Source organism: Sporofaciens sp. St.21A7, assembly GCF_059728535.1.
In genome coordinates this window covers 1,146,358-1,161,295 of record NZ_BAAGFN010000001.1, presented here as the reverse complement: position 1 = coordinate 1,161,295, position 14,938 = coordinate 1,146,358, and the positions used below count along the sequence as shown (strand labels likewise).

Here is a 14,938-nt window from a genome sequence, read left to right as displayed (position 1 = left end):
TTCTTTACTTCTTACCGGACGTCTGGTTCCGGTATTCCGTAGGCGTCATTCCCATATGTTTCTTTAAAAATACTGTAAAATATCCAGAAGATTTAAACCCCAGCATTTCCGAAATATCCTCTATTTTCTCGTTGCTGTTCTTCAATAATTCTTTTGCCTTTATCACTTTCGCTTCCGCTATAAACTGAGAGATATTCTTCCCTGTATTGATCTTATAAAATCTTGACAAATACGATGGATTGAAATATACCAGCTCTGCCAGAACGTCTAACGATATGTCTTCCGTAATGTGGTTCATCACATAGGTTTCGATTTTATGAATGATTAACGCGTCCTCTGTGGCGGCAGTTTCACATCTGCCTTCCATATATTTCAGGAATTCCATGACAAATTTGTGAACTTCATTGACACTCGTCATGTATTTTAAATGAAAATAATTCTTCCGGAGTTCTTCCGGTATCTCTGAATATTTTACATAATCCTCGATGTAAGAAGCAATGACGCCGACGCTTTTGTAGTACTCCCGCACATCCGACAGGCTCCTCTCATGGTTGTTCTTCACGTTCGAGTAAAGCCCTTCAAACCCTTCCCGTATTTCTTTGAATTTCTGTTCCATCAAAAGCCAGTCCAGAGAAATCTCATTCTTCTTTTTATAACCTTCATGTCCCTGTTTTTTCTCCATGAGTTCTTCCAGCTTAACTAAAATCGGATTATTCTCCGACCAGTTTACTTCCAGAAAGGCATGGAATAACTTGATTTCCTCTTTAATTTCATAAAATGCCAATTCCTTCTCTGAATAGATGAACGACACTTTCTGATTATCCAAACCATACAAAATGTTCTGGATGCTTTTCAATATATTCCGGAAGCTTGGAGACTCCTCTTCTTTCTTCTGTGCCAGTATCAGATAGGAGCCGCCATGCAGCAGGAACACAATATATACATGATAAAAATATCGGTATTCTTCTTTCACTTTCAAGAAATACTGTGTCAGTTCTCTTTCCGTGACACTCCGCCCGTCTGTCGGCTTTAACAGACGTCCAACCCCGCACTTTACCGGCAATCTGAGGTTTAAGCCTTCTTCTTCGCAGATTTTAGCAAGCGCCTTTACCGTCTCTGCATCTTCCGGGTTTCTCAGGTATTCTGCCCAGAGCTTCTCTTTCCTGCTGTTTTCATAATCTTCCATGAGTTTTTGCATCTTCTTGGAAATCAATTTGTTTCTCTGCTCCGTTTCGATTTGAAGCAGGTTTTTCCTGATTATGTCAACCAGTTTTTCCTCATCGCTTTTCAGGACGTACTGACCCCCGAATTCATTTACCGATTTGTAAATGTAATCGAATTCGTTATATCCTGTCAGGAATACAATCTTGCAGTCTTTCCAATATTTCAGCACTTCTTCTGCAAATTGGAAGCCATTTTGTACCGGCATCTCGATATCGCTGCAAAGGATGTCGAGTTTGATCTGTTTCGCGATTTTTATCCCTTCCTTCACCGTGGAGGCAGTGTAGGCTTGCAGTTCCAGATTCTCCCTGTTTACCGTCTCTGCAAGTCCGCTTACAATCCCGGGTTCATCATCAATAAACAAGATATTATGCATGGCCTTTTTCCCTCCCGCTTTTTCTGACCGTCAAAACCATCTTCACGCCGCCAAGACTGCTGCGTCCTGCATGGATTTTATTTTCCGGATCCACAAATTGCAGCCGTTTTTCCAGGTTCCCAAGCCCTGTAATGTGGACGTCCTCTTTTTTCAGGGCGTCCTGAATACGGCAAAGGACGTCTTCCCCCATCTGATAGCCGCTGTCTTCTATGGTAATTGTGACTGTGGTATCGTTTTCCTCAGCGCAGATGATAAGTTTCCCTTCTTTTTCTACGTGTTCAAACACATATTTGTATGCATTTTCTACGATGGGCTGTAGGATGAGACGCGGCACTTCCACGGTATCTCCTGCCTGGGGCAGATCTTGGACCTCTATGGATACCCGGCCTTCAAACCGTATTTTCTGGATGATAAGGTAGTTCTTCATATGCTCGTATTCTTCCCTAAGGGACACCATTTCTTTTCCGGTCCGCGTGACGTAGCTGTAATATTTTGAAAGGGCATGGCTTAATTTTTCTACCTTTTCCACATCATAGGATTTACACAGGTTCGATATATTTGCAAAACAGTTGTACAGAAAATGGGGTTTAATCTGTTCCTGCAGATGGTCGAGTTCCATCTGCTTCATGATGATTTCCTGTTCGTAGCGACGTCTTGTGTAATATTCCAGATATTCTTTCATCTTATTGAATTCCGCCGTTACATAGTTGAATTCTTCCAACCCCTGATGTACCGCCGGTTCCCCGCCCTTTTCTTCTTTGGCTTGCTCCATAAAACGGACGATATTATTTAACGGGCGGTGGATTGCTTTATTGAGGTAACGGGAAAATGCCGCTGCTGTGATGGCAAGGAACAGGATGGAAATGCCGCCTAAGACGTACAGGTATTTTCTTAACGACATGATTTCAGGCGGGATATAGTAGGTGACTTCGATTGGGTATAATTCGCTTCGGACAGTTATGGGATAGTAGTCTTGTGCATTTCCCAGCTCAGACAATTCCTGGCCGTCTATTGTGACTTGCATCCTCATATTATCGGCTATTTTCTGGTCTAACAGCTTTTGAAGCTCGCTGCTGTTCAGGCAGGCGTAGCCTTCCATATATTTCTTCTCGTTCTGCATTCCCAGGCGCAGGCAGATTTCCCCGCTCCGGACTTCTAATACGTCGCCGAAGAGCTTCCTGCCCGGTACGGACTGATTTTCAAACCATGTCCCTACGTCAATCCATGTCTCATACTCCGGGAGGTAGATGCCCAAGTCTTTGATATAGCCATACTGGTTTGCCAGAACGGACAGTTCGCTTTTTACTTTTAGCTTTAAGTTTACTTCTTCGTAGGTGGTAAGCGAACCTTTCCTCCCACGCAGGACTTGTATGTTTTCTCCGTACATGGCGAGGGTCAGAGTATCTTTCAGCTGCAGGAGCCTCTGGTTCAGGGCTTCCATGGAGACTTCTGCGTTCTCCCGGTATTTCTCTTCAAAACGGTTCTCCAACAGGACGATTCCACGGTCTACAAAAAACAGGATAGCTGTGACGAGCAGGATATGGTAGAGCAGGTAACAGAAGGTGAGCTTGTACGCTAATTTTAGCTTGTCTGCTTTCATTCGGATCTCCATGAAAATAATCAAAAACAGGGGATGCAGATATCCGGGAACCACAGGAAGGTATCCTGCGGTTCCCGGGCTTCTTAATGGAGCAGCTGCAGCACGAGTTCGGGACGTTTGCTGGCTTGGGCAATGATGCTTTGCTGGGGCTGGCTTAGAATGTCGTTCTTGATTTTTTCCATCATAAGGCCAGCCATGTCCGCATCCCGGATGCGGCTCTCTGCATCTTGTAAGTTGGTGGTCGTATGGGCCAGCGCCTGGTATGCGTGTTCCAGACGGTTGTAATCTGCCCCCATAACCGCCCTGCTGTCAGCGATGCTGTCGTGAGCGCAGTCGATCTTTTTAAGCAGCCCAAGGGGATGCTGGTCTTTATCCGTGAGATCCACCAGCTTTGGCGGGTTCAGCCGAAGCTGCGTCAGGGACAGGAAGGGCAGATGTATGGGAATCATCTCAGGCTCCGGATTATGCCCTGCATAAATCATGACCTCGCAGTGCCGGAAATCCAATAACTCGCCTTCGGGAGGCTCCGGCGGGGCGATCTCTTCCTTTGTTACCGTATAGGTGAAGTTTGTAAACACGCCGCTTTCCACAGAGCCGATGTATTCCTGCCCGGTCGTATTGTCGTAGACGATGCCCAGACGTTTGTCCCGGATGACCAGGGAGGTGGAAGGGTCTCCCACTTCCATGTCCGTATAATGGTTCAGGCTGGGCTTTACCTGATCGACAATACTCTTCACGATCTGATCCCCGCTTGTGACCTTGGACAACTCTACCGGGATGTTGTGGATGGTACGGGTCACGTTCTGTCCGTTGATGGTCACATTGTGGGTGAAGGAGGGCGGCGCGCTGCCGTCGTTCTGCCAGCAAAAGTACACGTTGATGTATTCCCCTTCGCAGGTTGCGCAATTAACCCGGAATCCCTTGCCCAGCAGGGTATCCAGATTGTTGGTGTTGATCGATGAGAAGTCCAGCACCTTCTGCTCATGGCCGACGATAGTGCCGCCGGAAAACTGCACGGGGCCATCCTTCACAATCCCTGACACGCCCTCCGCGCCGTCGGAAACCGATACTTGATAGGAACTGCATTGACGCCGCCACTCTATGGTCAGGGATGCGGGCGTCTTGCTTTCATCTACACGGACTTCACAATCGTTCCCAAATGAGCCTTTTGCCCGAATGGCTGTTTCCATGACGGCAGCCAGATCCGTAAAGCTTTTGCATCCGGAAATATCGATATCGTAGTAGTCTGAACGAAGATCAGTTCCGTCGGTAAATTCCCACCGATACATGCTGCCGCCATTTCCGTTGCTGATTCCAAAACCTGTGCCGATGAGTTTTGAAGCGTCAAAGGGCTTCTCTAAAGTAAAGGGAACGGACACTTCCTGACTGAAATACACCCTGCTGCCCGACAGCACGGCAGTGCTGGGCGGTATCGCAGCTTTGACCTCAACGACGCACCCCTGTATATTAAAACGAGGGGCAGATGTATTGGGGTTCGACGAGAAAATCAACTCATTTCCCTGCTCCTTTACGGAACCGCCGCGGTAATTCTTAATCATCTTCACCACCTCGGCGCGGATCTCAGCCGGGCTCTTTCCGCTTATATCATGGGTATTTGTATAATAGTCTCCCGTGCTGAACATGGTTGTGCCATCCGTTTTTATCGGGGTAGCCGGATTCTTACTGTCATAAAAAACATGATTATAAGAACCCAACTGGAAGGAGAACGGCACCTTGAAGGAACTTACATCGGGAATCTTTACGGTGAATGTGCCGCCTACCTCTGCGGAAGGAGGGGTGGAACTTGTGGTGAAAGCCAGAGAGTTCGTCTTCCAAGACGGCTTGGTCGTATCCTCTTGCTTGCTCTGGGTGGATTCCGATATGTACGCATTACACTGCGTACCGGAAGAAGCGGAAGCCGGAAGGCTGGTGCTGATCTCCAGATTGGGAGACGTATACTTTATCGTCGTGTTCGCACTGTCAAGAGGAGGGGTGGTTCTAAGCTTACTCATTACAGTATTGATGAAAAACTCTTTGGTAATCGTACCTGTGGTCTGCGTAAAAATATCGGCGTAAGAAATACTGGCGCTGGATGGATTCGCTCCTGATATATAGATATTCAGCGAATTCCTCCTTAAATTTGCAACGTCAATCGGATCTTTCACATTGGACATATTGTAGGAAAGGGACAACTCCTTTCCATACACCGGCTGGTTGTTTGCAATTCCGCTGCCGTCCACTTCGTTAATCGTTTCCTTTCCCTCCGGGTTTTGCACCGTCCAACCATTTTTATATGTTCCGTCTCCTTTATCCGCCCAGTAGTGAGTAGTGGTTCCATTGGCTTCAACAGGATAAGAATAATCGTTCAGACTCCCTGTCAATGTAACCGTATGCGCGGCTTCATCTACCTCTACCTTCTGGATATCGGAAAATTTAGCAAGCTGCTCCATCGCCTCCCTGACTGTCTGGATACCCTTGAGTGAAATGACAGACGGATTACCGGAACTGTTTTGGTCTCTGTCTGCCCGGAACGTATACGTTGTGCTGCCAATCTTAATGGATTTCTTGTCCAGCATTATCGCATAGTTCATCCCTATTCCGTCCTCCAGCTGGAATGTGACGGTAGCAGGCTTTGCCGGGACAGGCGGGTCAAAATCTTCATTTTTTACAAAATCCATCTCGCCCCACAACTGCTGATCCGCAGCTTTGTTGAACTCTTCCACGTAGAGATAAACGGGATCGTTGGAATCAGTAGGGATGCTTTGGAAGAGCGGAATGGTATTATACCTGCTAGATGACGTGATGTGTTCAATCTCGCCAAAAAGCTGGTTGATCTCCTCGCTCATGTAGCGGCGTTCCCGGTCGCTGTAGGTGCCGTTACTTGCCTGCAGGCAGAGTTCTCTTGCGCGGCGCAGCATCCCGCCTACCTCCTCCAGCGCGCCGTCCGCGGTCTGCGCGATATCGATTCCTTCGGAAACATTGAGTTCACATCGTTCCAACTCGGTAATCTGGGCGCGCATTTTTTCTGATACGGCAAGGCCAGCCGCATCATCCGCAGCCTGCCGTATCCGGAAACCTGAGGAGAGCTTTTGCAGATTCTTTGCAATTGCGTTGTCTGTATTCTTCTTTTCACGCAGCGCATACAAAGCCGGTATGTTGGTTTGGATTATCATATTGATTTATCCTACCTTTCTGCCTTACCATGATTTGTAAGAAACCGTATGAAAATACTACGGAATCCGGAACCGCCATATATCGGCAGTTCCGATGTCTACGACATCCATCCGCAGCTGCTTGGAACTATTTAGTTAATTATACTACAAAAAAATCCAATTTAAAAGATGTCATTGACAATTCATGCCTATATTTTCATGCCTGAAAATACCTCAAAGCAAGATGTCCCTAGTAAACGCGATTGCCTTCGTTCCATATACGCACGGCTATTATAAAGTAACCGAAAGAGTGGGCGAGGCTTTTAAAGACGGTCTGACACGAAAAAAATAATATTGACATACCGCCACAAGACCTCTAACCACATTTCACTCCCGGCATTAAAAATAACTTTTCCTATGGTGTTTTGCGAAAGATAGCAATAGCTATTTTTTATTATCATTCTCTAACTCGATTACATCCAAAATATCACAATTCAGGGCTTCGCAGATACGAACCAGCCTGAATTTTTTAACAGTCACGCCATCAAAATTTCCTTTTATACTGATATTAAGCAGATTATACAGCACAATGCAGCTTTTGATGATTTGTTTATTTGATGAGAAATTAGCAAATCGGCGGGAGGTATCCTAATTGAATCGCCTTGGTTACTGCTTCGACAGAGGAGGAAACATCAAGTTTTTCAAATATATGCTGTAGATGATTGGAGAGGGTACGCTCGCTGATATAAAGTGCGCCTGCAATCTCTTTCCTCTTTCTTCCGTTAGCTATAAGCTGCAAAATCTGTTTTTCACAGTCAGTTAATTCTTCTAAAAACGGAACGGAACCGTTGAAGATAAATTTTCCCTGCATGATCTGTGAAAGAAAAGCGATCAGCATTTCCGGTTCAGTATTTTTGTTGATAAATCCTTTTGCCCCGATTTTTTTGGCTTCGTTACGGTATACCGGAAGATCGTATCCTGACAGGATAACAATTTTCTGCTCCGGATGACGTTGTAATATCTGCTTTGCCAATTCCAAACCGTCTTCAGATGTTATATTTTTTAAATTGATATCCATTAGCAGGATGTCCGGGGCATCTTCTTCAATGAATTTATCCAATAGGGAAATATCATTGATACTTTTAAAGGTTTTTATATCCGGGTAGTCTGATAATGCAATCTCCAGACTTTTAGAAAACAGAACGTGGTCATCGACTAATAAAATATTTATAAGAAGCATCTCCTTTCATTGGCAGATTGATACAGACGCTGATTCCATGTGGGAAATTGGGGGTTATACTTACGGCGCCGTCCATGCTTTGCACACGGTCAATGCTTAATGCAAGACCTCTGTGTTTTGATGAGTCTGCATAGGCGAGGCTATCGGTGTCAGCGCTCCCATTATCCTTTACGCATAATACTATCATTCCATTATCTTGCGTAAGCGTTATCCACGCTTTTTCTCCCGTAGAGTGTTTGTAAACATTCGTGACGAGTTCTTTCAAAAGCCGGTATATGAAAATATCATATGGCGGAACTAAAAATAAAGAGGCTGGACAGTCGAAAACAATGCCGACGTGGCGCTCAGGAAATGATTGCGCAATATAGGCAAGCAAATTTTGGTAATTCTCTTTTATAGTAAGTTTTGACAGTAATACAGGATGATAATTCTGCATCTGCTCACGGATATAGAGATTCATACTATCAAGGGTTTCTGTGATTATTTTCTGTATATCAGGTCTTGTTGATTTATGCATCATATTTTTTATGGAAAGCAAGTCTTGAAGTATATTATCATGAAGAAAATTTGAAAATTCAAGATTTATCTGCTCCTCCTGCTTTAACTGTGCTAATGCCGCATTATATTTGCTTTCCATAACCATGTCGCCTCCTCCCTGCCTTAAATTAAAATCCAGTATGATATTGCAGACATAGATTAACACAAACATAGCGTCCAACATAAGAAGGAAAGATAACCATCCGATCCCCAGAGTCGTTGTAATCAGGCCGCAAATGGCAACACCGAAAAGCAGGATCAACATTAACTGGAATCGGCTGAATATGGCAGACAATGGAAAACTGTGATGCTCTTTCAGTATAATACTATGAATACTCATGGAGAACAGCAGGACAGGGATATACGCTCCAAAGTTTGAAAGATTTCCTTTTATTCCCATTGTAGTAAGACAGTATGCAATGAATAAGATGATGATTACCACAAGAGAGAACAGAATGGATTTCCATTCTGCTTTCAGAACAAAAGCAGTTCTTTTTCTATGGTAAGCAACAACAAAAATGAAACAAAGCCAGCTTGCCGAAAACTGGATGCCATACAACAATGCAAACACGTTATCTGATATTAAAATGCCGATAAGGGAGCAGATACAGGTTCCGGTCAGGCAGAGGTTTGTTGCTTTTTTAAATCTATAACCGCTCCCCTGAAATAAAAACATGAGTATGAAATTGATGAAAACGCACCATATGACCGGACTTAATGCATAAAAAGCAATATTTGTTACAGCGTTGTCTGAAACGGAAAGGAGCATATACCAACCGTCTAATGCCAGCAGACCGCAAAACAAAGTGATAGCTTTATTATCTCTGACGTTGCAGGAACTCACATAAGCAGCGTCTATCAGCATCAACGATGACAGGAATAATGATACGGTTTTGCTGATGCCGCACGGCATCTGAATGTTTATTTCCAGCCCCATATATATTATAAGCAGGGTAGAGTTTATAAAAAGCAAAAGCTTAGGATTAATGCACTTCATATTTTTGCCCCCTTATCCATGCCTAAATTATATCATTTATCTGTGTGCATACAACTAAAATTTTCACAAGATTCCGATAGCCTTGCATATAGCCTGCGAAAATGCCGGGTGATAAAGAAACGGCATTTTCGTATAATCTTTATTTTTCCAAAACCATTTTACAGCAGGTATGGACAGTCATAAAGTAATAAATCAGATAAATGAGCAGTGTCAGCGCAATAGCCAATATTGTAGGAGCGTATAAAGCAAGGCTGTTCTCCAGAAGGTTCTGCATAAGCGCTGTTTTGTATACTAATGTGGCAAAGATACAGTCTGCCAGTCCGAACAGGAACGGAATGCTAAAAAATGTGATTGCCTGTTTCCTGATGATTTTTTTAATCTTCCTGTTCGTATATCCTATTTTTACGAGGATATCGTAATCGGATTTTGAATCGGCTATAGCAGAAATGTTATTAAAATACAGAATGCTGCCTGTTGCGATAAAGAATAATACCACAAGAAAGCCTATCAACAGGAAGGTGGAACTGTTCAGGGAAACCACTTCGTGTATTCTATGGGAATTGCCCTGCAGGTAAGGACTTTTATCCAAATATGCAGATAGAGCCTGAAACAGCTCCTCGTTACCTGTTATGGAATTTCCATTTATACTTAAGATTTTCGTTTCGGGGGCGGCATGTTCAGATATCGTTTTGTATAAACTGTCACTTACAATTAAAGTACCAACACTGTTCGCAAATGAAATAGGATTATCTAATGTAGTCATAGTCACAGTGACAGGTATTTCAGTATTGTTTATGAGCAATGGATAAACGCTGCCTGTTTCGTCCTTGCCGGAAGCCGGCTGGTATCTTATAAAAATACACTCATTGTTGTTTAGCGCTGTAAACTGCTCCAAAGCCTTTTGCCGCCCTTGTGCTTTCAGAATGGCAGTATAGTCAGAATATGAGATACATTCAAAACCTGCATTCCGAAGGATTTTTTCGTTATCAGCATCTCCCTTGGAAGTTCCGACACTGTATTCCATGGGAAGCTGCCCGGCAGTAGAAGTAACTTTATAAATATCGGCCTGCAGGAATGTAATATCATCTCCGGATGAATAGTTGTTCACGATCTCCATGATTGCGGACAGATCGCTCTCCTTTTCAATACGGCACTCGATTTCTGACGGCGCAATGCGGGATATTGCAGCGATAGGATAATACAGGGTTAGAGCCATAATACTTGAAACAGTCAAAGTTGCGGCTGACAGTAATGTGAGCATGATCAGCGTTTTTGAATTGGAACGCATCCGATATATAAAACTCGGCGAAGTAATGATTCTTGTTTCCGTATAAAATTTCTTCTTATTTTTCTTGCCAGTCTGTACCGTATAAGGGAGAAAAGATGCAATAAAAAGCGCTGTCCCAAAAAGAATGAGTGTAAATGTAAGCATTCCAACAGCATAAAACCCGACTGAAAACCAGACAGATTTTTCGCCCCGCAGGATGTCAAGAGCAATACCATATCCCAAAATGACAGATACAAACCCGATGATGGAAGGAACGGCATGGAACTTTGTCTTCTTTTCCGCACTTTTTTCAAACCGCACTAAATCCATAAGGGAAGATTTAAAAAGAAATCTGCTGTTGGACAGCGATAATATGATAATAATGGCAAAAACAAAACACGCTGTCTTTACCATAGCATTCAGGTTAAAATACGGTATTTCTGAATTATTGACTGTCAAGTCCAGTAATTTAGTAACGCCAAACACAATGCCTTTGTGGAACAGACCGCCCAAAAGGATTCCGATTACGAAAGCCCCGAAACAGGAGAGCAGGTTTTCTGCTGTAAGCAGGGACAGTATCGTGGACTTCCGATATCCTAATAATGCATAAATACCCAATTCCTTTGTGCGCCGGCGCAGGAAGAAACGGTTTGAATATGACATATAAAAAATTACAAACGCCATAAGGAATATAGAAATCGTGTTGCACATGGTTTCCACCCGCCCGTCGCCTGATATTTTCTCAAGCATAACTTTATTCATGGAAAATGAAGTAAATGCAAAAAAAATAGTAATCACAAAGGAAATGGACAATAAATAAAGGGCATAAAAGGAAAAATTATTTTTTAGGTTCTTAAGCGCCATAGATAAACGGTTCATGGGTACTTCCCTACCTTTCTGTGTCTAATTTTGCGGTTGTCTGTGCAATGGATTCATAGAATGCACGCCTGTCAGCATTTTGTTTCAATAATTCCTGAATGATACAGCCGTCTTTAAAAATCAGGATGCGGTCAGCAAAACTTGCAGCATAAGCATCATGCGTGACCATTAGTATCGTAGTATGGAGACTTTCATTTGATTTTTTTAGAGTGTTCAGCAAATCTGTTGCGGAACTTGAATCCAATGCCCCAGTCGGTTCGTCTGCAAACAAAATGTTTGGATGTTTCACAATGGCTCTTAGAGCAGAAGCACGCTGCCTTTGCCCGCCTGAAAGCTCACTTGGATATTTCTCTAACTGTGCGTCAATACCAAAGCTTTTCGCCAGGCTCCGTATCATGTTTTCTATTTTTTGAGGCGGAAGTTTCTGCAAAGTCAGTGGAACGGCGATATTCTCAAAAATAGTAAGGCTGTCTAACAGCAGATATTCCTGGAAAATAAAACCCAGATTATCCCTGCGGAAATCCGCTGCTTTGGAATCAGTCAGATTTTTAAGATTGACGCCGTTTATTGTGATGCTGCCGCTCGTGGGTGTATCAATCGTGGAAAGAACATTAAGCAATGTTGTCTTTCCTGATCCGGAAGCCCCCATAATAGCGATAAATTCGCCGTCCGTTACGCTGAACGATACTTTATTAAGGCTTGGGCGTTGTGATTTTGCATAAATTTTTGTTACATTTTCCGCTTCCAATAATGTAGCCATTTCTTTTATTCTCCTTTGCTTTTTTGATAACAGTATTATAATTTGGGGGGTGTAAAAAAGAATGAGTAAATTACGCAGATTTTTTGCGTGATTTGCTCATTCTTAAAAAAAAGCAGGGTGGTAATCTATTTTCTGTATTTGTGATAACCGTTTCTCTGCCATTTTTATCCAAATCTTACTCGCCCATAAGCCTCCTTCTTTTCACCGAACTTTCCTTATAATTCCCCTACAATTTTTTCCAATTCATCATATATTTGCTGATCTTTATCTTCTCTCTGCAAAAAAGATGATTTTATGCCGCATTCACGGGTTTTGTCAATCCACTCCAGCGCCGTCTCCCTGCTAATGCCGCTATACAGCATCCCGTAATAGATATATGCCAATTCATTCGATACATTTGTGTGAAATACCATAGGGTCGTCAGAATTAATACATACCATTACATTGTCTTCCCCGCCAGGCCTGTTCAATCTGTAAATCTGATTCTCCGTTATTTTATCCACCTCTCCGATTGCTACATTGGATGAGGGATTCACCTCTACGACAATTCCTTTCCGGCTCAATTTCTGACACAATATTTTCTGCAGCATTTCTGTAATCTGTATATCCTGTTTTGTCACCTCATAATGGATTGGACATTCCATTTCTGTAAGGAATTTTTTACAATGGCGCGCCAGGGCAATCTTTTCTCCATTCCAAAAAATATCGCTGCATGTATCATCTCGGACTTCTTTGCAAAACCCAACGTCTTCAGCCTCCGCACATTTGTCATAGCTGCCCTCTTCTGTGTCAAACATTTTTAAATATCCTTCTATCAATACCTGTAAGGAAATATTCTGCTCCTTGCCGTATATCCCTTTCGCCAACTCGTATACTTTCCCTTCCAGATATGCAATCAGCGTAGAATTACATTCCACCGTATCCTGACTCAGCATATAGTACGCCCATACATAATTATCTAACGCTTCACTTCTTGGCAGTACAACAAAAGGATTTTGACGCCTCCATTGCTCCGGTAAAATGCCAAGCGCAGTACCATGTCCGATTCTGTCTCCCGCATGAAACTTCAAATAAGTAACCGTTTCGTCTATTCTGCGCAATCCCGACAGAATATGCCTGAAATCTTCTCCTGCATGGAACGTGAACCGCAAACTCTGGATACGGTTTGTCCCATACCCTACTTTTTCTATGGAGCTGTCCCTGGCTTCTTTATAGGCTTTTGCAAAAACCCATATAGGAGTCGCGTTTTCCAGACTCGCCGCATCAATCCCTACAATATAACGATCAAGCCCGGAAACACGATTTCGCAGGCTGCGCATAATTCTAATCTGATTCACATACTTTTCTTCCAACACACCGAACTGCAGCTTTTCTTTTTCTTCCATACCATCCAGAAAACATTTGTATGGAACCGTGCTGTCTTTTTTCTTCAAGAGATGATACACTAAGCCTACTCTGGGAAATGTCCGGTAAACTTGATAGCTTTCGTTATCCTTCCTGCAATAGTCCTCCCTGATGACATTAAGGTATGCCTCTAAAAAATCTTTCACATCTTTCTGGAACCCGTCTTCTTTGTCATTAATTGATGCACGAAATTCTATTTTTTTCAAATTCTGGTTGTAAAACTGTTTCCTCATAGCCTGCTCCCAATAAGCAACCTTATCCTTCTTATGGTTCAGACTGCCTGAAACAGCCCCATAAAACTTACTCAATTTTGAATCCTTTTCATAATATTCCTTTTGAAAATAATCAAGTCCTCTCACATTCTTTTTTTGTACCGTACAGCCAAAAACATAATTTTTGATGCGTATATACTGCAAAAAGCACTGAATAATGCGTTTTTCATTTTCACTCGTCTTACTTTCCTGCCTTTTCCTGTATTCTCCCAGATATTTCATTCCGTAAAACAGAAAAATTAATTCATCTGAAGTATGTAATACATCCGGAACATGAAAGATTTCCTGCATGATTGTTCTCTCATCCGACTGCTTGGGAAGTGAAGGTAATACAATATCGTCCCACAGTTCCTTACAATAGGAAAGAGCCTTATCTTTTGCTGCTTTTTCTTTCAATCCGCCCCATTGTTTCTTATAAAATTCCTCCAACCCTTTTCCGTCTGCAAAACGTCCTACAAGCTCATTCAACTCTTCGCTCTTCCATGTCACTTTTTTCAGCGCCAATGCAAGCCAGATACGGACAATTCCAGCTATTAAAACGAAAAAGAGACTCTCTCCCGGCGTCTGATTTCGGTTCCCAAATTCAATAGTATTACTCTTGATTGCATTTATTGATTTGCTGTCCAGAGGACGCATGAAAACCTCCCATACCTCATAAAACGAGATTGATACCCCTTTGTGGAGATGGTTTTCCGCAACTCCGGATTTGAGTACCGCATCCAACTGCTGGTCTGCTACCTCTATCTGGTTATAATAGTATTGCAGGCTATTGATATCATTTCCCGGATTCTGGGTTATATATAGCATCACAATAAAATCTAAAGGGATATGCATATTCATACTGTGGAATAAGAAAATTTTATTAGAATCACCGAATCCCCCGAGAAAACTTTCATCCTGCCTGTTTTCCCAATATTTGAATACAATTTTTCCATCCCGCTGTGATATCATAGAGCGTGTAATTTTATACAGGCAGTCCAGGTACATCAAAAAAACATTTTTGTACCGTTTTGTCCTTAAATCATATAAATAGCATTTTTCCAGATACATATATATTTCGTCATAAGAATATACATTACAGTTTTCCTGAATGTGACGTATCATTGCCTCCTGAAGCTTTTTTTCCGCATTTTTATTCTGGATGATTTCCTCAAAATAATCCTCCAGGAAGAAATCCAATGATGCAAAAGGATAACACAAAATCGCCAAATATCTGTTAATCGTATCATTCAT

8 protein-coding genes are annotated in these 14,938 nt (G+C 42.6%); all 8 read right to left on the bottom strand.

What is annotated here, in order from left to right:
* Nucleotides 1–4: 4 nt before the first annotated feature.
* The gene (locus AC6I3O_RS05900) at nucleotides 5–1,597 is read right to left on the bottom strand and encodes a response regulator transcription factor (protein WP_497850062.1); all 1,593 of its coding nucleotides are present in this window, start codon (nucleotides 1,595–1,597) and stop codon (nucleotides 5–7) included.
* On the bottom strand, nucleotides 1,590–3,197 hold the full coding sequence (locus AC6I3O_RS05895) for a sensor histidine kinase (protein ID WP_497850061.1): 1,608 nt from the start codon (nucleotides 3,195–3,197) through the stop codon (nucleotides 1,590–1,592). Before AC6I3O_RS05895 ends, AC6I3O_RS05900 begins: the two co-directional genes overlap by 8 nt.
* Before the next feature lie 83 nt (nucleotides 3,198–3,280).
* Nucleotides 3,281–6,370, bottom strand: coding sequence for a flagellin (locus tag AC6I3O_RS05890; protein WP_497850060.1), 3,090 nt, complete (start codon nucleotides 6,368–6,370; stop codon nucleotides 3,281–3,283).
* Nucleotides 6,371–6,974: 604 nt separating this feature from the next.
* On the bottom strand, nucleotides 6,975–7,589 hold the full coding sequence (locus AC6I3O_RS05885) for a response regulator transcription factor (protein ID WP_497850059.1): 615 nt from the start codon (nucleotides 7,587–7,589) through the stop codon (nucleotides 6,975–6,977).
* Complete coding sequence (locus AC6I3O_RS05880) at nucleotides 7,558–9,123, bottom strand: ATP-binding protein (RefSeq protein ID WP_497850058.1); 1,566 nt, start codon at nucleotides 9,121–9,123, stop codon at nucleotides 7,558–7,560. Before AC6I3O_RS05880 ends, AC6I3O_RS05885 begins: the two co-directional genes overlap by 32 nt.
* Before the next feature lie 139 nt (nucleotides 9,124–9,262).
* Complete coding sequence (locus AC6I3O_RS05875) at nucleotides 9,263–11,269, bottom strand: FtsX-like permease family protein (protein ID WP_497850057.1); 2,007 nt, start codon at nucleotides 11,267–11,269, stop codon at nucleotides 9,263–9,265.
* Nucleotides 11,270–11,279: 10 nt separating this feature from the next.
* A complete protein-coding gene (locus AC6I3O_RS05870) occupies nucleotides 11,280–12,029 on the bottom strand; it encodes an ABC transporter ATP-binding protein (RefSeq protein ID WP_497850056.1) in 750 nt (249 codons plus the stop codon).
* Between the two features lie 215 nt (nucleotides 12,030–12,244).
* Nucleotides 12,245–14,938, bottom strand: coding sequence for an amidohydrolase family protein (locus AC6I3O_RS05865; RefSeq protein WP_497850055.1), 2,694 nt, complete (start codon nucleotides 14,936–14,938; stop codon nucleotides 12,245–12,247).

What these genes read in the sequence shown, in the direction of transcription:
- AC6I3O_RS05900 (WP_497850062.1), bottom strand. Translation starts at nt 1,597, where the DNA reads ATGCATAATATCTTGTTTATTGATGATGAACCCGGGATTGTAAGCGGA.
- AC6I3O_RS05895 (WP_497850061.1), bottom strand. Translation starts at nt 3,197, where the DNA reads ATGAAAGCAGACAAGCTAAAATTAGCGTACAAGCTCACCTTCTGTTAC.
- AC6I3O_RS05890 (WP_497850060.1), bottom strand. Translation starts at nt 6,370, where the DNA reads ATGATAATCCAAACCAACATACCGGCTTTGTATGCGCTGCGTGAAAAG.
- AC6I3O_RS05885 (WP_497850059.1), bottom strand. Translation starts at nt 7,589, where the DNA reads ATGCTTCTTATAAATATTTTATTAGTCGATGACCACGTTCTGTTTTCT.
- AC6I3O_RS05880 (WP_497850058.1), bottom strand. Translation starts at nt 9,123, where the DNA reads ATGAAGTGCATTAATCCTAAGCTTTTGCTTTTTATAAACTCTACCCTG.
- AC6I3O_RS05875 (WP_497850057.1), bottom strand. Translation starts at nt 11,269, where the DNA reads ATGAACCGTTTATCTATGGCGCTTAAGAACCTAAAAAATAATTTTTCC.
- AC6I3O_RS05870 (WP_497850056.1), bottom strand. Translation starts at nt 12,029, where the DNA reads ATGGCTACATTATTGGAAGCGGAAAATGTAACAAAAATTTATGCAAAA.
- AC6I3O_RS05865 (WP_497850055.1), bottom strand. Translation starts at nt 14,938, where the DNA reads ATGAATGATACGATTAACAGATATTTGGCGATTTTGTGTTATCCTTTT.